The 23,388-nt window shown below is 61.8% G+C and carries 19 protein-coding genes; 12 read left to right on the forward strand and 7 right to left on the reverse strand.

Annotated features, from left to right (window positions below; all coding sequences use genetic code 11):
• Positions 1-28 precede the first annotated feature (28 nt).
• Positions 29-643, forward strand: coding sequence for a ribosome biogenesis GTP-binding protein YihA/YsxC (gene yihA / locus VGU25_07565; protein HEV2577053.1), 615 nt, complete (start codon positions 29-31; stop codon positions 641-643).
• Positions 644-695: 52 nt separating this feature from the next.
• Here the strand turns inward: yihA and VGU25_07570 are convergent, their stop codons facing one another.
• The 3 genes from VGU25_07570 to VGU25_07580 all read right to left on the reverse strand — a co-directional run bounded on the left by VGU25_07570 (position 696) and on the right by VGU25_07580 (position 4,086).
• A complete protein-coding gene (locus VGU25_07570) occupies positions 696-2,042 on the reverse strand; it encodes an inositol-3-phosphate synthase (GenBank protein ID HEV2577054.1) in 1,347 nt (448 codons plus the stop codon).
• Between the two features lie 89 nt (positions 2,043-2,131).
• Positions 2,132-2,758: a DedA family protein gene (locus VGU25_07575; GenBank protein ID HEV2577055.1), complete on the reverse strand. Its 627-nt coding sequence runs from the start codon at positions 2,756-2,758 to the stop codon at positions 2,132-2,134.
• 65 nt (positions 2,759-2,823) lie between these two features.
• On the reverse strand, positions 2,824-4,086 hold the full coding sequence (locus VGU25_07580) for an OmpA family protein (GenBank protein HEV2577056.1): 1,263 nt from the start codon (positions 4,084-4,086) through the stop codon (positions 2,824-2,826).
• A 170-nt stretch (positions 4,087-4,256) separates the two neighbouring features.
• Between VGU25_07580 and VGU25_07585 the strand changes: the two genes are divergently transcribed.
• On the forward strand, positions 4,257-5,039 hold the full coding sequence (locus VGU25_07585; protein HEV2577057.1) for a chlorite dismutase family protein: 783 nt from the start codon (positions 4,257-4,259) through the stop codon (positions 5,037-5,039).
• A 41-nt stretch (positions 5,040-5,080) separates the two neighbouring features.
• On the opposite strand, the gene VGU25_07590 is transcribed toward VGU25_07585, so the two are convergent.
• On the reverse strand, positions 5,081-5,473 hold the full coding sequence (locus VGU25_07590; protein ID HEV2577058.1) for a hypothetical protein: 393 nt from the start codon (positions 5,471-5,473) through the stop codon (positions 5,081-5,083).
• Between the two features lie 247 nt (positions 5,474-5,720).
• Between VGU25_07590 and nth the strand changes: the two genes are divergently transcribed.
• The gene (gene nth / locus VGU25_07595) at positions 5,721-6,554 is read left to right on the forward strand and encodes an endonuclease III (protein ID HEV2577059.1); all 834 of its coding nucleotides are present in this window, start codon (positions 5,721-5,723) and stop codon (positions 6,552-6,554) included.
• A 34-nt stretch (positions 6,555-6,588) separates the two neighbouring features.
• Here the strand turns inward: nth and VGU25_07600 are convergent, their stop codons facing one another.
• Positions 6,589-7,449, reverse strand: a complete 861-nt coding sequence (locus VGU25_07600) for a uroporphyrinogen-III synthase (protein HEV2577060.1) — start codon at positions 7,447-7,449, stop codon at positions 6,589-6,591.
• A complete protein-coding gene (locus tag VGU25_07605) occupies positions 7,401-8,855 on the reverse strand; it encodes a DUF2252 domain-containing protein (GenBank protein HEV2577061.1) in 1,455 nt (484 codons plus the stop codon). The genes VGU25_07600 and VGU25_07605 overlap by 49 nt, the downstream gene beginning before the upstream one ends.
• 70 nt (positions 8,856-8,925) lie before the next feature.
• Between VGU25_07605 and VGU25_07610 the strand changes: the two genes are divergently transcribed.
• From VGU25_07610 to VGU25_07650, 9 genes are all read left to right on the forward strand, one after another.
• Positions 8,926-9,810, forward strand: coding sequence for an aldo/keto reductase (locus VGU25_07610; GenBank protein ID HEV2577062.1), 885 nt, complete (start codon positions 8,926-8,928; stop codon positions 9,808-9,810).
• A 296-nt stretch (positions 9,811-10,106) separates the two neighbouring features.
• Entirely contained in the window at positions 10,107-11,141 is a 1,035-nt protein-coding gene (gene deoC, locus VGU25_07615; GenBank protein HEV2577063.1) for a deoxyribose-phosphate aldolase, read from the forward strand.
• 258 nt (positions 11,142-11,399) lie between these two features.
• Positions 11,400-11,939, forward strand: coding sequence for a hypothetical protein (locus VGU25_07620; GenBank protein ID HEV2577064.1), 540 nt, complete (start codon positions 11,400-11,402; stop codon positions 11,937-11,939).
• A 50-nt stretch (positions 11,940-11,989) separates the two neighbouring features.
• Complete coding sequence (locus VGU25_07625) at positions 11,990-12,637, forward strand: dihydrofolate reductase family protein (GenBank protein ID HEV2577065.1); 648 nt, start codon at positions 11,990-11,992, stop codon at positions 12,635-12,637.
• Positions 12,638-12,818: 181 nt separating this feature from the next.
• Positions 12,819-15,239: an aldehyde dehydrogenase family protein gene (locus VGU25_07630; protein HEV2577066.1), complete on the forward strand. Its 2,421-nt coding sequence runs from the start codon at positions 12,819-12,821 to the stop codon at positions 15,237-15,239.
• 128 nt (positions 15,240-15,367) lie between these two features.
• Complete coding sequence (locus tag VGU25_07635; GenBank protein ID HEV2577067.1) at positions 15,368-17,980, forward strand: EAL domain-containing protein; 2,613 nt, start codon at positions 15,368-15,370, stop codon at positions 17,978-17,980.
• Between the two features lie 303 nt (positions 17,981-18,283).
• The gene (locus tag VGU25_07640; GenBank protein ID HEV2577068.1) at positions 18,284-19,348 is read left to right on the forward strand and encodes a glycosyltransferase; all 1,065 of its coding nucleotides are present in this window, start codon (positions 18,284-18,286) and stop codon (positions 19,346-19,348) included.
• Between the two features lie 176 nt (positions 19,349-19,524).
• Positions 19,525-20,187, forward strand: a complete 663-nt coding sequence (locus VGU25_07645) for a phosphoribosyltransferase (GenBank protein ID HEV2577069.1) — start codon at positions 19,525-19,527, stop codon at positions 20,185-20,187.
• 76 nt (positions 20,188-20,263) lie between these two features.
• Positions 20,264-21,811 (forward strand): VWA domain-containing protein, encoded by a 1,548-nt coding sequence (locus tag VGU25_07650; GenBank protein ID HEV2577070.1) that lies wholly within the window; start codon positions 20,264-20,266, stop codon positions 21,809-21,811.
• On the opposite strand, the gene VGU25_07655 is transcribed toward VGU25_07650, so the two are convergent.
• Positions 21,799-23,247, reverse strand: coding sequence for an ATP-binding protein (locus tag VGU25_07655; GenBank protein HEV2577071.1), 1,449 nt, complete (start codon positions 23,245-23,247; stop codon positions 21,799-21,801). The two genes, VGU25_07650 and VGU25_07655, sit on opposite strands and share 13 nt — an antisense overlap.
• Positions 23,248-23,388 lie beyond the last annotated feature (141 nt).

Consider the following 23,388-nt stretch of genomic DNA (forward strand, 5'->3'; position numbering starts at 1 on the left):
CGAGAGCGAACGCGTTAGTCTGGTGAGGATGCGCCTCGTTCCCAAATTCCTCCTGTCCGCGACTTCGCCCGAACACTTCCCCGATGCCGCGCGCACTGCCGACGCGCCCGAGATCGCATTCCTCGGCCGATCAAACGTCGGCAAGTCATCGCTCATTAACGCGCTACTGGGGTCCGCCGAGGCAAAGGTTTCCTCAACGCCGGGACGCACGCGCGCCATCAACTTCTTCGCTCTGCATGAAGGAACGCAGCAAAAATTCAAGCAGCGCCCCGCGCTGATCTTCGCTGATCTGCCCGGTTACGGCTACGCGAAGATTTCGAAGTCAATCTCGGCGGAATGGCCGAAGTTCATCGAGCCGTATCTCGCCGAACGCGAGACTCTCGCGCTCTGCGTGTGTCTCGTAGACTCAAATATCCCGCCGCAGCCGAGCGACACGCAGCTTCTTGAAGCCCTGCGACAGATGCAGCGCCCGCATCTGGTCGTCGCTACAAAGGCCGACCGCCTCGGCGGCAACCAACTCGCGAAGTCGCTCGCTGCATTGAAGCGCGCGCACGGCGAGGAGCACATCCTTCCCGTCTCGTCGAAGTCCGAGAACGGCGTGAAGGCACTATGGGCCGAAATTCTGAGCGTTCTTCCGGACTAAAGCAAAAAGCCCTGCAGCATCGCCGCAGGGCTTCCGCATTTCTTGTCTGCGACTACTCGCCGTAGTAATCCAGCCCGAGGTGCGTAATCAAATCCTCGCCCATAATGTGACGGAGGGTGTTCTTCAGCTTCATCGACTGGATGAACAGATCATGCTCCGGATACACACCCGGCGCGGAGTCCGGATCCTTGAAGTAGAAGCTCAGCCACTCTTGGATGCCTAGGTTCCTGAGCGCCGGCGTACGTTGCGCGAGATCCATAAACAGGCACAGATCGAGCGCCAGCGGAGCGGCAAGAATCGAATCGCGGCAGAGGAAGTCCACCTTGATCTGCATCGGATAGCCGAGCCAACCAAAGATATCGATGTTGTCCCAGCCTTCCTTGTTGTCGCCACGCGGCGGATAGTAGTTGATCCGCACCTTGTGGTAGATGTCGCCGTAAAGTTCCTTGTTCTTCTCCGGCTGGAAGATGTACTCCAGCACGCCGAGCTTCGAAACTTCCTTGGTCTTGAAGTTGTCCGGATCGTCGAGCACCTCGCCGTCGCGGTTGCCAAGAATATTCGTCGAGTACCATCCGCTCACACCAAGTTGCCGCGCCTTGAAGCCCGGCGCAAGCACCGTCTTGATCAGCGTCTGTCCGGTCTTGAAGTCCTTGCCGCAGATCGGCGCGCCCATCTTCTTCGAGAGCTCCAGCAGCGCAGGAATATCCACGCACAGATTCGGCGCGCCGTTCGCAAACGGAATCCCTTCCTTCAGCGCCGCCCACGCATAAAGCATCGAGGGCGAAATATCCGGATCGTCGTCGACAAGTCCCTTCTCGAACGCAGCCAGCGATTGATGGACCGCCTTCTGCTCCTTGTAAATCTCCGTCGAGCCGCACCAGATCATCACCTGGCGATCCGTGCCCGACTTCGCGCGGAACTCGGCGATGTCATTGCGAATCTGGTTGGCGAGATCGCACTTGTTCTTGCCCTTCTTCTGCACCTTCGGCGTCAGCCGCTTCACCCACTCCTGGTCGAACGCCGCCGGCATCGGCTGAATGGACTCGAGGAACGGACGCATCTGCTCAATCTGATCGCGCTCGAGCACCGCTGCAGTCTTCGCCGCTTCGTACAGGTTGCCGCCGAAGATATCCCATCCGGTGAAAACGAGATCCTCAAGCGGAGCCAGCGGAACGAAATCCTTCACCAGTGGCGTGCGATCCTCCGTGCGCTTGCCCAGACGAATGGTGCCCATCTGCGTCAGCGAACCGAACGGCTTCGCGTATCCGCGGCGCACCGCTTCTACGCCCGCGATCAGCGTCGTCGCGACCGCGCCCATGCCCGGGATCATGATGCCAAGTTTTCCAGTGTGTGGCTTGATGCTCGTTGCGCCAGTCTGCGCGGCGTCGTTATTCGACATGAAAAGAACTGCCCTTCTCTGTGTTGCGATTTTCCTTAAGCGGATCAAGCTAGTATCGCGCACGCCCGGAACGCGGTGCAACTTCACCGCTAACGCTCTTCCGTGTGCACGCGGTTCTTCCAGTGTGTCCACAGGAACCACACAATGCCGATGACGATCACGACTTCCACGCCAAACTGGAATCGATGAAAGACCGCTTTGAACTGAGGATCTGAATCCCAGTGATTGCCCAGCTTCATGCCGATGTACGCGAGCGCGAAGCACCACGGCCACGAGCCGATGAACGTGTAGATATGAAAACGTACCTGGTTCATCTTTGCGATGCCCGCCGGAAACGCGATGAACGTGCGCACAATCGGCAGCATGCGGCCAACGAGCACGGTGATCGAGCCATAGCGATTGAAGAACCGCTCCGCAAGATCCAGATCGCGGCGGTTCAGCAGGATGTAGCGTCCGTAACGCTCCACCATCGGACGTCCGCCCACTGCGCCCAGCCAGTACGCCGGGATCGACCCAATATTCGAGGCAATCGACGCGACCGTCGCCACCAGAACAAGACCGGCCCAGTCATGTGCGAGCTTGTAGCCCGCGAACGGCATGATGATCTCCGACGGAATCGGAATGCACGCCGATTGCAGAGCCATCAATAAAAAGACAACGGTATACGCGGCGCCGACGGACAGGCCGGCGAGCAGAACGGTGAACTTATTAAGCATTCCATAGCAGTATAGCGAGCGAGCGTGACATCCACGTCATTTGAACCCGCTCGCCTCGCCCGCTATCACGATGTCTTTACAAACTCCACGCGCCGATTGTTCGCCTTGCCGTCCGGCGTGTCATTGGACGCCATCGGCTTTGTGTCGCCATAGCCCTTTGTTGTCAGGCGATCTTCACTGATGCCCATCGACACAAGCTGCGCCTTCACCGCCTCCGCGCGCTCTTGTGAGAGCGCCTGGTTGTGCGCTGCGTCGCCACTGTTATCTGTGTGGCCATCAATCTCGAACTTGAGCGATGGATCACTCGTCATCACCGCTTTGATCTGGTTCAGCACGCCCATGCTCTCCGGCCGGATCGTCGCCTGATCCACGTCGAAGTTGATGCCATGCGTCACGATCTTCGCCTCGGTGAACTTCCGCCCGATCATGTTCATTCCACCGCCCGCAGCGATACGGACATTCTTGAAAATGATCGGCTTCTCTTGATCTCCGGACCCTCCGAACTGCACCCACTCTGGAGACAGCTTCGTATCCGGGATGGTCATCACGCGGTACTGATCGATATAAAGCTTCATCTGCTGGTTGTGGTACGCGACCGCGATGTGATGCCACTTGTTATCGAATGCCTGGTCCCGTATGGAAGCGGGCGGGGAGCTCGTGAGGTCCACTCCATCGGCGTAATACTTCAGCTCCCTTCGACCCGTTACGAGCTGCGCCGATTCGTTCTGATGCCGGAAGAAGATACGCAGAGGCTCCGCCCCTGGAACCGAGAAATAATCGCACTCCACCGTGAACTGCTCCGGCAGATAGTTCTTCGTCTTCATGCGCGGATTCACAGTCCCGTAACTTCCCGCCGTTATCGCAAACGCCTCGTATCCAGCCTGCTGATTGACGACGGCTTGTCCTTTATCCATCTCCCACTGGCTCGGGAACTCGCCATCCGGAGTAGTCGTGAAGTCGTCAGCGAAGAGGATCTTTTCTCCAGGAACAAAGTCATAGCTCTGATATGCGGCGATGCTCGTCGGCACATTGGGCGCTCCGCCGCTCGGCGCGGCAGCCGCAGTGTTGCCTGCGTTTCCAGTTGTAGTCGCGCTTGAGCCGCTCGTAGTCGAGCTGCTGGCAGAGCTTGCGTTCTTGCTCGAAGTGCCGCCGTTTGTCGGATCGGCCGCGTTCACCGCCGTACTCGCTGCGTTATCTTCCTTCTGATCGACCTTCGCCTTGGCCTTGGCCTTGATGCGGTCCATGATGCTTTGCGAATGTGCCGCGGGAACAGCTGCGCCCAGCACGCAACCGATCAGAACCATAGGCAGCCAATATCTGCTTTTCATGGGTTCACTCCTTGAGTGGGAAAGGAGCCCGAACGTCCATTTGTGCATAGCAGCCTACTCCTGCCGGCGCCGCACTGCACACATATTTTTGGGCTGTTTACCCCCTTTTTGCGGCCATTTTTGTACTTAGTTTGCCCCATCGCACATAGCTGCTTTGCTAGCATGAACTTATGCCGGAAGCAGTAACCACAGCCGTCCCCGTCGAAGCCTCAACACCCGCCAGCCAGCCCCAAACCTCACGTCCGGCCCACGGCGGACCACCCGTCAAACGACAGATCGTCTGCTTCAGCTTCTACAAGGTCATGCCGGAGTGGCGACGCCTGCCTGCCTCCGAACGCACCGAGCACAAAGCCGCCTTCGTCGCAGTGCTGGAGCGCTGGAACAAGCCCGGCGAGTTCGTCTCCATCACCTACTCGACCATCGGCACACGCGGCGACGTCGACTTCTGCGTCTGGACCATCGGATACGCGATCGACGAATTAAATCGCATGCGCTCCGAGCTCATGGCCACCCCCCTCGGCGGCTATCTCGAAACCCCGCATAATTTCCTCGCGATGACGAAGCGTTCGGTCTACCAGATCGATCGCGTCGACGAATCGGAAGGCGAAGGCCGCGGGGCTATTCGTCCGGGAGGACAAAAGTACATCTTCATCTACCCGTTCTGGAAGACCCGCGCCTGGTACTTGCTCTCGCTCGAAGAGCGCAAGCGCCTCATGGACGAGCACATCCGCATCGGCCTCAAGTATCCGCGCGTGAAACTCAACACCACTTACTCCTTCGGCCTCGACGACCAGGAGTTCGTCGTCGCCTTCGAGACCAACTTCCCCGAAGACTTCCTCGATCTCGTCCAGCAACTCCGCGAAACCGAAATCTCCATGTACACCCTCAAGGACTACCCAATCTTCTCCTGCGTCCGCCTGAAACCGCAGGAGATGCTCGACAGACTAGGCTGACACTTCAGTCGCCAGCTCGTGGAATGAAAGATCGACCGTTTTCACTCGGGGATTCCATCCCACCCTCTTCTGTCCCACACAGCCTGGAGCCGGGTCCACACTGCGTCGCTCATCGTGTATTTCCAAACCCCGCCCAACAATTTGGCGAATTGGGGGTCTCGCCGTGCCTCAGCTTCTACGCGGTCGATAAATGCGTTGCCATGGTGCCCCAGTAGATTCTCAACCGGTCCCGCCGAAAGAACCTGCTGAATTGCGATCGATTGGTCCTGATGGTGAATTTCTAAAATGAGGAGCCAAAGCGTTTCGGGGTCGTTGTACTCCAAGTCGTAAAGGTCCGTGGCATCTGCGTACAAAGCGCGATCTGGCGAATCCTTAGGCGCATGCCAGTACTTAATCCAGTCGCTTGCGAGCGAAGCAAGTTCGTTCTGATTCATGTAGCCAAGAGTAGTCGCCGGGTGCCCCATTCATGCGCAGTTTAATCGCGCATGAGTGGGATTCGCCGGGTGCCGGGTGGCCCATCCTTTCGCAAAGCGAAAGGGTGGGGTATCGCGCGTTAAGACGCGCGAGGTTGTTGCTGTTGTCTTTCGGATGGGCGCCGGGTGCCCCACATCTCGAGTATCGAGATGTGGGTTGGCAGGATGTCGGCACCGCCAACGGGACCCTTTGCGTTAAAGTTTTCCCATGCCCGCCAAAGCCGCAAAGAAAACCTCCGCAACCGAGCGCGCTTCGAAAAAACTCCCGCCACCACAAAAGCTCTCCCATTCCAAGCGGGCCGCAGCCATCGAAGGCGTACCCCCCGCGAAGGCAAAAAAGATCGCCGCCCGCGAACCCATCTCGCCCAAACTCAAGCCCGGCAAAACCAAAAACCCCCTCGCGCCCGACCGCATCGCCGCCATCCTCGACGCCCTCCGCAAAACCTACCCCAACGTCGTCTGCGCGCTGAATCATCGCAACGCCTTCGAGCTCACCATCGCCACCATCCTCTCCGCTCAGACCACCGACGTCGGCGTCAACAAAGCCACGCCCGAGCTCTTCGCGCAGTTCCCCACCCCTGAGAAACTCGCAGCCGCCAACCCCATCGCCGTCGAGCAGTTAATCAAATCCACCGGCTTCTTTCGCAACAAAGCCAAAAGCATCATCGGCGCCTCACGCGTGCTCGTCGAAAAATTCCGCGGCAAAGTTCCTGAGACGATGGACGAGATGCTCGAGCTCCCCGGCGTCGCGCGCAAAACCGCCAACGTCGTCCTCGGCTCCTGGTACGGCATCCCCTCAGGCGTCGTCGTCGACACCCACGTCCTCCGCCTCAGCCGCCGCCTCGAACTCACCACCAACACCGACCCCGTCAAAATCGAGCAGGACCTTATGAAAGTCATCCCGCAGGACCGCTGGATCCAGTTCTCTCACGAGCTCATCCATCACGGCCGCCAGGTCTGCATCGCGCGCAAGCCCGAATGCGAGCGCTGCACACTCGAACACCTCTGCAACTCCGCCGACAAAACCTGGTCTTCCCACTGAACTCTGTCAACAATCCACTGACATGCTGACTCGCTTATCTCCCGCTCGCGTCGATCGCCTGACGAACCGCCTCCGCCAGCGCGACAACCGACGCCTCAATCGCCTCCGCATGCGGCGGATACCCCAACCCGCGCAGCGTCTCGCTCGTGATCGGCCCGATCGACACTCGCAGCACTTCCACCGGCAGCTTCACACCCGCCGCTTCGCACAACGCCAGCAAATTCCGCACTGTCGACGAGCTCGTAAATGTGATCGCCGCAACCCCCGCCCGCCCCCCAAACAAATCCCGTATCAGCTCAACCGACTCCGCCGGCACAACCGTCCGGTACGCCGGTGCCACCACCACCTCGGCCCCCGCTGCACGAAGCGCCTCCGGAACCACATCCCGCGCCTCCTCCGCACGCGCCAGCAGAAACCGCGCCGGCGACCCATCACTCTGCACAGCGTGCGGCACCAGCGCATCCCGAAGCGACTCTGCCACCGCCTGCGCCGGCACCAAATCCACTGCCAGCCCAATTGCCTCCAGCGCACGCGCAGTCGCTGGCCCAATCGCCGCAATCCGAGGCAACGCTCTCGACGAAAACGCACCCGCCTTCATCCGCCCCCGCATTGCCTCCACCGCATTCGCGCTCGTGAACACCACCCACTGAAAGCTCTCCAGCCGCGCCAGCGCCTCGTCCAGCACCGCATACGAACTCGGCGGCGCGACCTCAATCGCCGGCACAACCACCGGCTCCAGCCCCAGCTCCACCAGCTTCGTCGCAAGCTCCGACGATTGCCGCTCGGATCGCGTCACCAGCACCCGCGGATTGGACTTCGCACCCACGTCGCTGCTTCTTCCAGCCGTCACCGCCCGCCCACCGGCCCCGCCTTCCGCGGATTTTGCTTCACCCACCGCCGAAGCGCCTCCCAGTCGCGCTCCGTCTTGTCCGCATAAGCCCGCGCGAACGCCACAATCGCGTCATCAAAACGCCCGCTCGACCCCAGATACGCAGAGATCGACACCGGATCGCCGGCACGCCCATGCCCCCTCGCCAGCAGCTCGCCACACAGGTCCGCATATCCGTGAAGGTTCGGCGCCGTCAGCGTCCCGAGGTTCAACGCCGCTTTATGATCGTTCAGCTGTCGCACCAGGTAATCGCGGTTATCAATCGTCGTGTAGCCCAGAAATGGATCGCTCGTAAGCTGCATCGCCCGCTGCCCATCCATCACCCGATGCCCTTGGTGCGTCCACGCCGCAGCGCCATCCGGGATATACCGCGCGTACGCCGACGCCGGCTCCTCCTTTATCTGCAGAAACAGAGGATCGGAATGCGCCGGCCGCGCCTGGCCCTCCATGTACACCACATAATCCCGCAGCCCCACCGACCCCGTGCCCACCACCTTGAACCCCACATCCACCGCCGTGTACTGCGCCAGAAAATGCTGCCGCTCCGGCTGCAGCGTCCTCGTGTACTGCTCCAGCGAGTTCAAAATCTTTCGCGCATGCGCACCCACAATCCGCTCCAGCAGTGGTGGGTCCGACCGAAACTGCCGCGGTCCGCTCCCCATCTTCTTCAACTGCGCCGACGGGGATCCCAAACCCGCTTTCCCTGCGGACACGCTCGGCACTTTCTTCGCCGCACTCCCCGCGCCCGCGCTCTTCTTCGCCGCTGCCGAACCCACCGGCTCCGTCAGCTTTTCCAGCAGCCGCAGCGGAGTCGATCGCTCCGCCTGCGCAAAGATCGCCGGCATCGGCCCCACATGCCCCAGCCGATGAATCTGATACCGCGCCAGCTCCAGCACCGGCATATTTGAAAACCGCCGCATCGTCCGCCTGTAACGGCTCGTGAACGTCGCAACTGCCTCCTCGCGGTCCACACGCCGTATCCCTGCCTCGCGCCCTGCCAGGATGATGCTCGTCGCCAGCCGCTTCACGTCCCACTCAAATGGCCCGCGAATCGTCTCATCAAAATCATTCAGGTCGAACACAATCCTGTTGTCCAGCGCCGCAAACGCTCCCAGATTCTCCACATGTGCATCACCGCACAGTTGCGTCGTCAACCCCGTTTTCGGATGACACGCCAGATCAGCCGCCATGATCGGACACGCGCCCCGAAAGAACCCAAACGGCGACGCTTCCATCCGCTGATATTTGATCGGAACAAGTTGCGGCACGCGCCCGCGCATCGAGTCCTGTAGAAGGACGAGCGGCTTCGGCGGGCATGCCTGCGGCTTAAAGTCCGCGTGCGCGCTGCGCGCAAGTTGCTTCCGCGCGTTGCGTCCCAACGCCTGCCGTTCTGCGTGCGTAAGTGGCTTCACGGTGACCTAGTGTATCTCGATCGCGCAGCCTCCTCCGAGAATGAGACCATCGAAGAAGCAGGAGCACGCGATGCCAGAGAAGCCACTCACCGCCGCGGCCGCAGGAACACTCACCATCGGCGGCGACCTCACCGTCAACCGCCTCGGCTACGGCGCCATGCGCATCACCGGCGAAGGCATCTGGGGCCCGCCGAAAGACAAACCCGCCGCACTCGCCACGCTCCGCCGCGCCATCGAGCTCAAGGTCAACATCATCGACACCGCCGACTCCTACGGCCCGAACGTCAGCGAAGAGCTCATCGCCGAAGCCCTCTTTCCCTACCCCGCTGACCTCGTCATCGCCACCAAAGCCGGATGGGAGCGCGTCGGCCCCGGCAAGTGGACCCACAACGCCAGCCCGCGCCATCTCGCCGACGCCCTCGAAGGCTCACTCTCCCGACTGAAACTCGACCGCATCGACATCTACCAGCTCCACGTCCCCGACCCCGCCGTCGCCTTCGAAGCCTCCATCGAAACCCTCGCTCGCCTCCGCGACGAAAGCAAGATCCGCCACGTCGCCCTCTCCAACGTCACCCGCGAGCACATTCAGCGCGCGCAGAAGATCGTACCTATCGTCTCCGTGCAGAACCGCTACAGCTTCGCAGACCGCGAATCCGACTTCATCCTCGACTACTGCGAGCAGCAAGGCATCGCCTTCTTCCCCTGGGCTCCACTCGGCCAGGCGCGCGAGGCACACGACGCTCTCAAGCAGGAATCGGAAACCCTCGGCGCGACCCCGCTGCAGGTGGCCCTCGCCTGGCTGCTGAAGCGCTCAAAATCCATCATCCCCATCCCCGGAACCTCCAACGTGAAACATCTCGAGGAAAACATCGCCGCCGCCAGCCTCAACCTCCCCGACGATGTCTACGCCCGCCTCGCCGCCATCAAAGTCCCGCCCGCCAGCCTACGCGGCTAATGCGCCACGCCTGAGCGACGCAAATCTGCCGGTATCCTGAGCGCATGACAAACAACCCGCCACCCTGAGCTCAAAAAAAGAGGCTGTCATCCTGAGCGAAGCGGCGAAGCCGCGCAGCCGAAGGACCCCGACAACGCTCGTCGCACCACAAGCTCCGAACCCTTTCTCACCAGCACGCCACCCGAACGCCGTCGAATCCCCAGCTCTTCGCACCACACCGCGGGTATAAACTACCGTCTCGCACAAACCGCGGCCGCCCTCTCGGCGGCCCGGTCTGTTGACCCACAGGAGCACCCATGGCGGCCAATACTCAACCGGCAACCCGCACCGAACATCAGCACGCCCCCAGCCCCGCCGTCCCCATCGCCCTCCACGGCCGGTCCCTCACCCCCAACCACCGCATCCCGCTCGACCTCTCCTGGGTCGAAGAGGTCCGGGTCAACACCTCGGCCGTCGAGCGCCGCGCCGCCACCATCGGCACCCGCCGCTCCGTCAAAAAGGATTTCCAGGCCGCCTGGCTGCTCCGCGCCATCTCCTGCATGGACCTCACCACCCTCTCCGGCGACGACTCCGCCGAGCGCGTCAAGCGCCTCTGCGCCAAGGCCCGCCGCCCCCTCGAAGACCATCTCGTCAAGGCCCTCGGCATCGAGTCCCTCAACCTCCACGTCGGCGCCGTCTGCGTCTACCACCTCTTCGTCGAAACCGCCGTCAAGGCCCTCGAAGGCTCCGGCATCCCCGTCGCCGCCGTCTCCACCGGCTTCCCCGCCGGCCTCTCGCCGCTCGAAACTCGCGTCCAGGAGATCCGCCGCTCCGTCGAAGCCGGCGCCAGCGAGATCGATATCGTCATCACCCGCGCCCACGTCTTCAACGGCGAATGGAATGCCCTCTACGACGAGGTCGCCGCCTTCAAGGAAGCCTGCGGCCCCGCGCACATGAAAGCCATCCTCGGCACCGGCGATCTTCTCACTCTCCGCAATGTCGGCCGCGCCTCGGTCGTGGCGATGATGGCTGGCTCCGACTTCATCAAGACCTCCACCGGCAAGGAAGCCGTCAACGCCACACTTCCCGTCTCGCTCGTCATGGTCCGGGCCATTCGTGAATACGCCGAGCGCACCGGCATGGCTGTCGGCTACAAACCCGCGGGCGGCATCAAGAGCGCCAAACAGGCCATGGAATGGCTCGCTCTCATGAAGGACGAGCTCGGACGCCCCTGGCTCGAACCCTCGCTCTTCCGCTTCGGCGCCAGCTCCATGCTCGCCGACATCGAGCGCCAGCTCGAGCACCACGTCACCGGCCGCTACAGCGCCACCTACCGCCACCCCATCGCTTGATGATCCGCTTAATGAGCTGTTCTCGGGATGACCTCCACTCTCCAATCCGCCGCCATCCTGAGTCACTTTCCTCCGCCGTCATCCTGAGCCGTAGGCGAAGGATCTCTGTATTTTGTTCGAAGCAGCACGATGTTCGAGCGGCCAGAAACCCGAAGGGCACGGCTTAAGCCGTGCCGCCAGAGCCGCAAAGAAAATCGGGCTTTAGCCCCTGAGGTACGTAAGGCAATGTTGAGGCGGTCACTGCAGAACATCAAAACGATGCTGGCAGTCGCCGCCGTCGTGACGATGTTCCACTGCGCGATTGGTCTTCGCGCACAGATCATCCAGATCAAAATCGTAGATGGGAGGACCGGGCGCCCCGTGTCCGGCGCCTGTGTGGGTGCGTGGATAAAAGATGCCAGCAACAAGATGTCCCTTTTTATTCCAGCGGACAAGGATGGTGCTGCCCAGCTACGCGTTACCCAAAAAGAGAGGGACGTAGATATTTCCTATAACCCGAAACTAGGCTGCGGAGGTACGGGGGCAATTAATCCGATTTTGAAATACGGCGACACGCTAAGTACCTATAGCACTGGCGATCATCCATCGTGCGCGTTCGCTGAGAGTATCCCGAACGCGCGCTGGAACGAAATAGACTTCTCGACGGAGGAGGTGCTTCAGCATGGCGTTGCCTCGGCGAATACGTGCGGCAATGTCACGGTTTCGCCGAAGCCTGCGGAGGTGATCCTCTTCGTCAGGCCGCGAAATTTCCACGAAAAGGTACAAGACTGGAAGGCTAGCGAGGCGTTTCCATTTTGAGCGGGGGATGAAGATCAAGTCCTTTAGCAATCGCCACGGAGCCATCACGCATGAGCAAAGTACGAGTCGCCGCATTTTCCATATCGATCGACGGCTTCGGCGCAGGCTCAGAGCAGAGCCTGTCGAATCCCATGGGGAATCGCGGCATGGAGTTGCACAAGTGGTTCATGCCGACGCGCACCTTCCACCAAATGACCAATAACTCGTCTCCTGGAACTGAAGGAGTCGATGACAGTTTCGCGGCGAAGTCCTTCGACAACCTCGGCGCGTGGATCCTTGGCCGCAACATGTTCGGCCCGGTCCGCGGCCCTTGGCCTGACGACTCGTGGAAGGGCTGGTGGGGCGACACGCCGCCCTACCATGTTCCTGTCTTCGTCCTGACCCACTACCCGCGTGCTCCACTCACCATGAACGGCGGCACTACGTTTCACTTCGTCACCGACGGAATCGATAGCGCGCTGGCGCAGGCCCGGCAAGCCGCTGCGGGCAAGGACGTCCGCATCGGTGGCGGCGTCAGTACAATCCGGCAATATCTCCTTGCCGGACACATCGACGAATTACACATCGCACAATCGCCCGTTCTGCTTGGCAAGGGCGAGAATCTATTCAGCGGCATCGATCTGCCCTCACTCGGCTACGCCACCACATCCCAGGCTCAGGGCGAACAAGCAACACACCTCACGATCAGGAGGGACTGAAAAAAGTGACCCCCTACCCGTTAACTACCCTGAATCCAAGACTTTAGCTGTAACCTGTTGAATCGACATACTTTACCGAGACACCACAAAAAAGTCCAACCCTAACCCCCATGTTCTGAAGACTTTGCACAAAAACAGGGGGGAGGGGGTACCCTCGAATCACCACCAGAAGAGGCACCCAATGGCAACCAGCATCCTTGAGAAGTTTCAGTCGATGGAATACGGTCCAGCTCCCGAAGACCCGGGCGAAGTAAACAAGTGGCTCGACGCCCACAAGCGCGCCTTCGGCCACTTCATCAATGGCGAGTGGACCAAGGTCTCGACCAGCTTCGAGACGAAGAATCCCGCGACCGGCGAAGTCCTCGCCAAGGTCGCACAAGCTGACGCCGCAGACGTCGACCGCGCCGTGAAAGCCGCCCGCGCTGCCCTTCCCGGCTGGCAGGCGCTTACCGGACATCAGCGCGCGCGCTATCTCTACGCCTTCGCGCGCCAGGTCCAGAAGCACTCGCGCCGCCTCGCCGTGCTTGAGTCCATGGACAACGGCAAGTCCATCCGCGAGTCCCGCGACATCGACATCCCCCTCGTCGCCCGCCACTTCTACCACCACGCCGGCTGGGCCCAGCTCCTCGGCGACCTCACCGACTCCGGCTTCGACGGGGAGGAGTTCCGCGGCTTCCAGCCCGTTGGCGTCGTCGGCCAAATCATCCCCTGGAACTTCCCGCTGCTGATGTTCGCCTGGAAGGTCGCGCCCGCGCTCGCCGCCGGCAACACCGTCGTCATCAAGCCCGCGGAGTTCACGCCCCTCACCGCGATCGCCATGGCCGAGATCGCCGCCGAAGTCGGCCTCCCCAAAGGCGTCCTCAACGTCATCAACGGCGCAGGCGAAACCGGTGCCGCCCTCGTCGAGCACCCCGACATCGACAAAATCGCCTTCACCGGCTCGACCGAAGTCGGCCGCATCATCCGCAAGGCCACTGCCAAGACGCCGAAGAAGCTGAGCCTCGAGCTTGGCGGCAAAAGCCCCTTCATCGTCTTCGACGACGCCGACCTCGACTCCGCCGTCGAAGGCCTGGTCGACGGCATCTGGTTCAACCAGGGCCAGGTCTGCTGCGCAGGAAGCAGACTCTTAGTCCAGGAGCGCGTCGCCGAGCGCCTCTACGACAAGATCCGCGCGCGCATGGAAACCCTCCGCGTCGGTTCCCCGCTCGACAAGGCCATCGACATCGGCGCCATCGTCGACCAGGTCCAGTACGACCGCATCCAGAAGCTCGTCGCCATGGGCATCGCCGAAGGCGCCACCTGCTGGCAGCCTGACATCCCGATGCCGAAGAACGGGCTCTTCCTCAAGCCCACGCTGCTCACCGACGTCCATCCCAGCTCCACCGTCGCGCAGCAGGAGATCTTCGGCCCCGTTCTCGCGTCCATGACCTTCCGCACCCCTACCGAGGCCGTCGAGCTCGCCAACAACACCACCTACGGGCTCGCCGCCTGCGTCTGGAGCGAGAACATCAACGTCGCGCTGGACGTCGCGGCGCAGGTTAAGGCTGGCGTGGTCTGGATCAACTCGACGAACCTCTTCGATGCGGCGTGCGGCTTCGGTGGCTACCGCGAATCCGGCTATGGCCGCGAGGGCGGCAAGGAAGGCATGTACGAGTACCTCGTGCCGGCGTGGACGCATGGCGCGAAGAAGGCCGAAACGATCGCAGAAGCAAGAGAACAGAGATCAGAGAACAGAGATCACGAGGGCAACGGAAGCATCGGCATCGACCGCACCGTGAAGCAGTACATCGGCGGCAAGCAGGCGCGGCCGGACTCCGGCTACAGCTTCCCGGTCTACAACCGCGAGGGCAAGCTCGTCGGCGAGGCCCCGCTCGGCAACCGCAAGGACATCCGCAACGCCGTCGAGGCTGCCCGCCCCGCGGGCGCGAAGTGGGCCAAAGCCCCCGCGCACGGTCGCGCGCAGATCCTCTATTACGTCGCTGAAAACCTCATCCAACGCCGCGCCGAGATCGTCTCGAAGCTCGCCGAGTTCGTCGGCCTCCCACAAGCCGAAGCCGAGTTCGATTCCTCGGTCGACCGCGCTTTCACCTACGCGGCCTGGTGCGACAAGTTCGAGGGCTCGGTCCATAACCCGCCGTTCCGCATGGTCACGCTCGCGATGAAGGAAGCGATCGGCACGGTCGCGATCCTTGCCCCGGACGACGCTCCGCTCCTCGGCCTGCTCTCGCTCGTCCTTCCGGCGATTGCGATGGGCAATTCCGTGGTCGCCGTTCCCAGCGAACGCTGCGCCACCCTCATCGGCGACCTCTACCAGGTCTTTGACACCAGCGACCTCCCCGGCGGAGTCGTCAACTTCGTTGCCGGACGTCCGGCAGAGCTCGGCAAAACGCTATCGGAGCACGATGATGTCGACGCCATTTGGAGCTTCCGGGACGAGGCCGCAGCCAGCCTGGTGAAGCTCGGTTCCGTTGGTAACCTGAAGCAGGTCTGGACCAACGAAGGCCACGCCATCGACTGGTTCCATGCCCCGCAATCCCAAGGCCTCTGGTATCTCCATCACGCCACGCAGGTTAAGAACATCTGGGTGCCCTACGGCGAGTAGCGAGCAGCTGTCGTGCCAAAGGCTTGCCACGGTCGCGGCAATCGATATCGTCGAAAATTTGAGAGGAAACACAACCGACGGTGTTAGGTTCCCTAGTAGGCCAGCCTGAAGATTCTTTGGGACCTCGTATGGGTAAATCCATTCACCGTCTACGCCTTCGCGCTCCGCTGATGCAGACCGCGCTGCTCGCGTGCTTTATGGTCGCGTTCGCCGCCCAGCTCGGGCTCTGGCGAAGCGACTGGCTCGCCCATGCCTTTGGTGACTCCTCGGTCACCGTGATGTATTGGCTGCGGATCGTGGCTGACAGCCTGACGCTGCTGGCCTGCGCCTGCGCCTGCTTCGTTCTTAGCCGATTGGTCTGGCTCATGCGCCGACACGCGGCCTTTCGGACAGCGGCCGTCGGTCTGATGCTGGTGCTTGGCCTGGCTGCCGCGAAGCGGGTACTGGACCTGATGGGCTACAACGTTGGCGCACCCGGTGAATCACCCACCATGCTCGGGCTGAGTTCACTGCTCTTGGCCAGCGGCGTTGTCCTTCTGCTGCCCATGCTCTACCAGGTCAAGGCCTTCGGAGAGGCCGCCGAACTGGCGCACGAGCGATTCGTCTCCGCGGCCGAGACCGGCCGCCAGGCCTTCTTCATCCTGGAAAGCGACCGCAGCCCGTTCAACAAAACCGGCGACTTCCGCTTCAGCTTCGTCAACGCCAACGCTGAAAAGCTGCTGCTGCATCGCCGCCGCGATCTCATCGGAATGCCCCTCAGTCAGGCGCTGCCCACGCTGCCGGACGGCAGCCTGATCGAACGTCTGCGCCAGGTTGAGCGTACCGGGCTACCCTATTCAGGCGAGATCCGCTATCGCAGCGACTCAGGCGACGACCTGTGGTTCGAGATCCAAGCGGTCAAAATGCAGAGCGGCGTCGCCGTCACGCTGCACGATCTCTCCGCGGAACGCTCCGGCCAGCAGCAGGTCGAGCAGATGCATCGCTTCTCGCAGTCGCTCATCCATGACGCGCCCTTCGCCATCCTGACGACCGATATCTCCGGCACCATTACCGCGATGAACCCAGCCGCAGAGCGCCTCACGGGGTTCAGCAGCGATGCCGTTGTCGGACACGCCTCCCTGGTCGACCTGCATGATCCCGAGGAACTGCGAGACCGGGTCATGGGCCAGACCGGCCGCGACACCAGCGTGGCCGCAGTGAGCTTCGAGTCGCTCCTTCTGCTGCTCGGCGAGCGGTCCAGTGCCGAGGCCGACTGGCATTACGTCTGCCCGGACGGAGCCCGCGTTCCGGTCCACGTCTCCCTGACCGCTCTCCGCGGAGATAACAACGAAATCTCCGGCTATCTTTCGACGGCGTATGACATCTCGGAGCGCAAGAAGCTAACGGACTCGATTACATTCCTCGCGCAACATGATGCATTGACAGGACTTCCAAACAGGATGAAGCTGCGCCAGCGACTTGAGCAGGCGCTCGAGCGGGCCAGCCGACTCAACCAGCCTGTGGCGATCCTTTCCATCGGGCTCGATAACTTCAAGCGTGTGAACGACTCGCTGGGCCACGCGGCGGGCGACGAGCTCCTCACGGTCTTCGCCGATCGGCTGCGCAGCTCCACCCGAGCCAACGATACAGTTGCCCGCATCGGTGGCGACACCTTCGTCGTGGTCATGCCCAACTCCGGCAGCCAGGATGACGCGATGCGCGCCGCCGGCCGCCTCTCAGGCAAACTCCAAAGCGCTCTGAAGCTTGCAGGCAAAGAATTAAGCGTCACTGCAAGCTTCGGGCTGTGCCTGTTTCCGGAGTGGGGCACCGACGCAGCCACGCTGCTTCGCAACGCCGACGCTGCGATGTACGCCGCGAAACGCAGCGGCCGGAACTGCCTGCAGCTCTTCTCGGCCGCGCTGGGAGAGTTCGGCGCGGACGAGCTGGAGCTTGAATCCGACCTTCGGCGGTCGCTGATCAACGATCAGATGACGCTGTTCTACCAGCCGCAGATTGCCTGCCGCACCGGCGAGCTCGTAGGAGTTGAGGCGCTTCTGCGCTGGCGGCATCCGCACCGCGGCCTGCTCTCGCCGGAAGAGTTCATCTCCGCGGCGGAGGAGAGCGGCTTCATCCTGCCGCTGGGACAGTGGGTCCTTGAAAAGGCATGCGACGAAGCGCGCATCCTGCAGGAGCGCCTTGGCCGACGCATCACGATGGCTGTTAACCTGTCTCCTCGCCAGTTCTTACAGCAAAATCTTAGCGAGATCGTTGAGCAGGCGTTGCGCAGCTCCGGACTGGCGCCGGCTGACCTTGAGGTAGAGATCACGGAGTACACCCTGATGATCAGCTCTGCGGAGACGATTGCAGCGCTGAGCCGTCTGCGCGCCATGGGGGTCAAGTTCGCCCTGGACGACTTCGGCACGGGCTTCTCCAGCTTCAAGTACATCCTCGAATACAAGGTTGACCGCCTGAAGATCGACCGCAGCTTTGTCTCCCGCCTGCCCGAGGACGCGAACGCGGCTTCGATCGTGCGCACCGTGATCGCGATGGCGCACGGCCTGCACATGGACGTCGTCGCCGAGGGTGTGGAGACTGAGGAGCAGCAGCGCTTCCTGGCCTGGCGCCGCTGCGATCAGGCGCAGGGCTACTTCTACGGCCGTCCGATGCCGCTGGAGCAGCTTATCTCCATCTACTCCGGCCATTTCGTTCACCCGGTGAGGCCGGCCGGCGAAGAAATCTCGGTGCCTGAACTCACCTCCTGAGCAGATGGCCTACAGAGTGACTCAAGTCACACATTGCAAAAGAAATTGCCCGTAGATGCCCGTATCTGAATACTGTCTGTAAGGCACGAAGGTAACCAAACTGACACATAGCTGTGCATTTCTGTGGCAGCTTGTGCGGGGAAATCCTGCATCTGTACAGGAAGAATCGTGAAAGGGACGGGCCTGTACGGTGGCTTTCGGATCGGCCGAGGTAACAGCTCCAGAGGGCATTCGGACGGCAGTGCAAAGGGCGCTGCTTGTGTTCGCCCACCCTGACGAAGACGTTATTTCCGAGGTGAGCCTTTGCCCCTGACGGTCCTGAGTATTGCCTTCCCATTCGCCCCCGTCGGCCCCTGCGGTATCGGCGGCGCTGAGAAGATTCTCGCCGAGCTCGATGCGGGCCTCGTCGCGGCAGGCGACCGGTCGCTCGTAGTCGCGTGCGCCGGGTCGCTGGTCGCGGGCGAGCTCTTCGCGGCCCCCATGCCGGAGCGCGCGCTCATCAGCGACTCCGACCGCCGCTGGCATCGCTGGCGCTTTCAGGCCGCGATCGACCGCGCGCTGGCGAAATATCCCGTCGACCTCATCCACATGCACGGCATGGATTTTGACCAGCACGTGCTGCCGCCGGACATCCCTGTCCTCGTGACTTTGCATGCACCCACTGCCTGGTACAGCCCTGACGCGTGGGCGGCCTACGCTGACCGCGTCCAGTTCCAGTGTGTTTCGGAGTTTCAGCGGCGCACGTGCGCGGAGCTTCTCGGCGACGTTCCCGTGGTTGAGAGCGGCGTTGCTCTGCCGAACATCCGCCTCGATCGGGACCGCGAAGACTTTGCTCTCGCGCTTGGCCGTATTTGCCCGGAGAAGAACGTGCATGCGGCGCTCGAGGCCGCCACGCTGGCAGGCACGCAGGTGCTCGTCGGCGGCCAGATGTTTCCCTGCCGTGAGCACGGCGAGTACTTTCACGACAAGGTCGAACCTCTGCTCAAGGGAGGGGCGGCGCATCGCTTTCTCGGCCCCATCGAGTCCGAGCGTCGTCAGCGCTTGCTCGCGCGCGCCAAGTGTCTGCTGCACCCCACCGTCGCGCCTGAGACGAGTTCGGTGGTCGCCATGGAAGCTCTTGCCGTTGGAACGCCGGTCATCGCGTACCGCTCCGGCGCTCTGCCTGACATCATCGAGGATGGCGTCACAGGCTTCCTCGTCGACAACGTCGAGGAGATGGCGAATGCCATCCGCCGGGTCGACCAGATCCGCCCCGAAGACTGCCGCGCCGCCGCCGAAACGCGCTTCTCCCGCGAGCGCATGGTGAACGATTACTTCAATCTGTACGCGACCCTGGTTCATGAGCCGCAGGTTGCGATGACTGCCTGAGCCCGAGGTTGACGAAGGCATACGAGTTATCGATATGCTTCGTGGCGAAGAGGCGTATAAGCAAAGCTGGCACATGGAGCGCACGCCAACCTTTGGCTTCAAGTTGAGCCGCCGGCCCGAGCGCCAGGTCGCCATCGCCGCCGTGGCGTAGCCGCTCCCATGCAGAGGAAACCCCCGTGTTTGCCGATCGCATCGACGCCGGGCAGCGGCTCGGAGCCACGCTCCGCGGGTTCATTCGGGAAGAATGCGCCGGCGAAGACACCGTTGTCCTCGCGCTCCCTCGCGGCGGCGTTCCGCTTGGATATGAGGTTGCAAAGGCGCTGGACGCTCCGCTGGATGTCTTTGTCGTCCGCAAGCTCGGCGCACCGATGCAGCCCGAGCTCGCCATGGGTGCGATTGCCTCGGGAGGCGTCCGCGTTATCAATGAGGAAATCGTGCGTGCGCTGCACGTCACACCGCAGCAGATGGAAGAGACCGCGCAGCGCGAGGGCCAGGAGCTCGAGCGGCGCGAACATGCCTACCGGGGCAATCGGGCTCCGCTCGATGTTACCGGCAGATGCGTTCTGCTGGTGGACGATGGCGTCGCTACCGGGTATACGATGCGCGCAGCGGTTGAGGCTCTGCGCCAACTTCACCCGAAGGAGATCATCGTCGCGGTGCCCGTCGCCGCGAAGGAGACGTGCGAGCAGTTGAAGCGGCATGCCGACGCAATCGTGTGTCTCTTTACACCCTTTGACTTCGTCGCTGTCGGCCAGTGGTACAGGCGCTTTGAACAGACCAGCGACGACGAGGTGCGCCTTTTGCTGGAACGTGCCGCTGAACAGACTGACTCGAACTAGTCTGCGGCCCCGAAGCGCCCGGATTCGTCTGATAAGCTGTGGTCGCCTTCCACACTCTCGGGCTCTGGGTGACGCAATGAAGGGTTTGCTCTGCTGGGCTTTTCTTCCGTCGCTGTTTGCAGGAGCAGTTTCACTCGCTGCTGCGCAGACTGGCGGCAATAGCCAACCGCCGCAGAGCGGATACACATTGCATGCCAAGGTGCGCGAGGTCATCACCGACGTGCTGGTGACCGACCGCAACGGCAACCCTATTCATGGCCTAAGTGAGTCCGCCTTTCACATCTTCGACAACGGCAAGCCGCAGCATCTCGCAGTCTTCGAGGAGCACACGCAGGCAGACGCCAGCGCCACGCTGCCGGGGCACGCCGCAAATGTTTACAGCAATGACGTGATCGTGCACCCTCCGCGAGTCTTCAACATCATTCTGCTGGACACAGCGACCATCACAGTCCCGGACCAGATGTATCTGCGTCAGCAGCTCGATCACTTCATCAAGCAACTTCCGGCGGACGAGCCGTTCGCTGTGCTCGCGCGAAGCACTGAACACACGATCATGCTCGCGGACTTCACCACCGATCATCAGAGACTGCTGTCTGCGATCCATCGCCAGCTTCCGCGGATCCTGCCGCCGGGCTCCCGCTACATGACGGATGGCCCACTTATGGCAGAGATCTGCAGCTATCTGCAGCAGTATCCTGGCCGCAAAAATGTTCTCTGGTTCAACGGAGGCTCGAACCTCGCGCTCACGCCGGACCCGACAACGGGACTGGTTGCTCTTCCGGATATGCGCTGGCTCTATGACCAGCTCGAACTTGCTCGCATTGCGCTCTATCCCATTGATGTGCGCGGCCTGCAGGTGGCGCCGTTTCCAGGTGAAACAACTCAGCACTTCATTATGGAAGACGAGGCAGACACAACGGGAGGCCGCCTGGTCTTCAACAACAATGGCATTGCCGATGCGGCAAGGAAAATAGCCGACACTGATGCGAGCTTTTACACGCTGACCTATTCACCGCAGGACATAAAGCTCGACAACAAATGGCACAAGGTCAAAGTCACTGTCGACGGAGGTGGCTATCAGCTCAGCTATCGGCGCGGCTACTTCGACGACGGATCGAATCTCAAACAGGAACAGAATCCTGATAGAAAGCGGCTGCTTCAGAACGGAGAGGCCGTCGCCGATGCGCAGTTGCCGCCAATCGTCTTCGATGTGCGTGTGAATCCGGTGGACCAGACTCAATCCGCTGCAGTGCCGGCCGCCGGGCTCTCCCCCGCGGAGCCGCCCAAAAAGGGAGAGCACGCTTTCACGATGCACTACATCTTGCCCGCGGATGCGCTCCCGGAACAGACGGTCGGCACGGAAGAGAAGTTCACAGTCGGAGTTGGTGTACTCGGATTCAATGAGTACGGCCGCTCCGTCGCGCGCGTAACGAAGAAGGTCATATTGGGGGTCTCGCAGGAACACGCTGCGGCCTTGCAATCAGGTGCGAAGATCTCGTTCGATCAAGTCGTCAATCTGCCCGATGGAAACGATTCCCTTTTCGTCGTTGTCTGGAATACAGACACCGGGCGGCTTGGAACAGTGCAGATTCCGCTCACGGTTGGGAAGGCTCACGCGGACTGATCTGCCAGCGGCAGCTGGATGCGGAACGCGGTGCGGAACCCGTGCGGCAGACCTTCCGTCCTCACCTCGATGTCTCCACCGCGTTTCGCGGCGAGCTCTCGCGTAACCCACAGGCCGATGCCGGTGCCGACGTCAGGCTTCGTCGTGAAGAACGGATCGAAGATGTGGTCGAGATTCTCCGGGGCGATCCCGACGCCGTTGTCGCGCACTTCAATCATGGCGAACTCGTCATCGGCCCAGACATCGATCGCGATGAGACCCGAAGGGCCTTCGATGGCGTCGCAGGCATTTGAGACGAGGTTTGTGAGCATCTGGCGAACTTCGTCAGCGGGCGCGGCCACGATCAGGTCCGGGTTGCGAAGTAACTGGATGGCTCCGCCTCGCGATGCGCAACGCGGCCGAAACATCTCCGCCACCGCTTCGGTAATCCCTGCAATGTGCGCAGGACCGCCGGAAGAGTGCGGCCGGGCAAAGCTGAGCGTGTGCCGCGCAATGCTCGCCAGACGGCCAAGCTCCTGGTCCGCAGACGAGAGATAAGCCCTTGTCTCCGGTGACAGGCTGGTGTCCGTAGAACAGAGAAACAGCAGGTTTGTCACCGCCTCGAGCGGATTGTTCATCTCGTGCGCGATGGTGGCCGAAAGACGTCCGATGGCTGCGAGCTTCTCTGAGCGCACCAGCGCCGTTTCCGCAGTTTTGCGTTCGGTGATATCGAGCGTGACGCCTCGCCAGAGATTCTTCTGACGCGGGGATGGCCTGCCGCGGCTCTCAAACCAGCGAACCTCGCCGCTCGGCATGCGGCTGCGAAACTGAAGCTGAAACGGCGTGTCCGTCGCGAAGGAGCCATCGAATATCTCCTCAACCGCATGGCGGTCTTCCTCGAGGACGAGATCGAGCGGCAGGCCGGACATCGAAGGACCGTCGAAGGGGCGGCCGAAGATGGGGGGGCCGCCCTCGGCCCAGTGGATGCGGCGGGCATGGGTGTCGTAGGTCCAGGCGACGGAACTGGAGGCCTGTTGGGCCTCGATCAGACCGTCGGTCTTGACCTGCAGGGTGGCGACGGCGTCGCGCAACCGCTCGCTGGTGATGCGCTGTCGCTCGCACAGGTAGGTCAACACTACCCCGAGCAGAACGATGACGAGGGTGTGGATGATCTCGCGCGGGCCGTGGGTGAACGGTACATTGTCGGGGGCGATCTCATAGGCATACGAGACGGCCGTGCTGATCGAGGCTACGATGCCCGGGCCGAAACCGCTGATAAGCGAGACGACAGCGATGCAGGCGAAGCTGATTCCCAGCGGTGTGCCGCGGAAAGGACTTGTGTGCAGGCTGATAACGGCGCCGAGCGCGGGAAGCACGAGCGCAACGGCGTAGCTCGCGAGGAGTTTGAGGAGGCCGGTGAGGCGAGCGAGCTTTTCAGATGCAGGCTGCGGCTTCACGAGTCTCGTTCCCAGAGGTTCTAGCGCTGCGGCGTGATGGTCGAGTAGATCTTTGTTACAAAGATATCGCAGGGTTGAGGAGGGGGTACCCCTCCCCTGCTTTTTTGCGCAAAATCTTCATATTGCGAGGCTTAGGTCTGG

Source organism: Acidobacteriaceae bacterium (assembly GCA_035944135.1).
Lineage (GTDB): Bacteria > Acidobacteriota > Terriglobia > Terriglobales > Acidobacteriaceae > Granulicella.

What these genes read in the sequence shown, in the direction of transcription:
- VGU25_07630 (HEV2577066.1), top strand. Translation starts at nt 12,819, where the DNA reads ATGGCAACCAGCATCCTTGAGAAGTTTCAGTCGATGGAATACGGTCCA.
- VGU25_07650 (HEV2577070.1), top strand. Translation starts at nt 20,264, where the DNA reads ATGAAGGGTTTGCTCTGCTGGGCTTTTCTTCCGTCGCTGTTTGCAGGA.
- VGU25_07585 (HEV2577057.1), top strand. Translation starts at nt 4,257, where the DNA reads ATGCCGGAAGCAGTAACCACAGCCGTCCCCGTCGAAGCCTCAACACCC.
- VGU25_07570 (HEV2577054.1), bottom strand. Translation starts at nt 2,042, where the DNA reads ATGTCGAATAACGACGCCGCGCAGACTGGCGCAACGAGCATCAAGCCA.
- VGU25_07590 (HEV2577058.1), bottom strand. Translation starts at nt 5,473, where the DNA reads ATGAATCAGAACGAACTTGCTTCGCTCGCAAGCGACTGGATTAAGTAC.
- deoC (HEV2577063.1), top strand. Translation starts at nt 10,107, where the DNA reads ATGGCGGCCAATACTCAACCGGCAACCCGCACCGAACATCAGCACGCC.
- nth (HEV2577059.1), top strand. Translation starts at nt 5,721, where the DNA reads ATGCCCGCCAAAGCCGCAAAGAAAACCTCCGCAACCGAGCGCGCTTCG.
- yihA (HEV2577053.1), top strand. Translation starts at nt 29, where the DNA reads ATGCGCCTCGTTCCCAAATTCCTCCTGTCCGCGACTTCGCCCGAACAC.
- VGU25_07620 (HEV2577064.1), top strand. Translation starts at nt 11,400, where the DNA reads ATGCTGGCAGTCGCCGCCGTCGTGACGATGTTCCACTGCGCGATTGGT.
- VGU25_07625 (HEV2577065.1), top strand. Translation starts at nt 11,990, where the DNA reads ATGAGCAAAGTACGAGTCGCCGCATTTTCCATATCGATCGACGGCTTC.
- VGU25_07580 (HEV2577056.1), bottom strand. Translation starts at nt 4,086, where the DNA reads ATGAAAAGCAGATATTGGCTGCCTATGGTTCTGATCGGTTGCGTGCTG.
- VGU25_07635 (HEV2577067.1), top strand. Translation starts at nt 15,368, where the DNA reads ATGGGTAAATCCATTCACCGTCTACGCCTTCGCGCTCCGCTGATGCAG.
- VGU25_07575 (HEV2577055.1), bottom strand. Translation starts at nt 2,758, where the DNA reads ATGCTTAATAAGTTCACCGTTCTGCTCGCCGGCCTGTCCGTCGGCGCC.
- VGU25_07610 (HEV2577062.1), top strand. Translation starts at nt 8,926, where the DNA reads ATGCCAGAGAAGCCACTCACCGCCGCGGCCGCAGGAACACTCACCATC.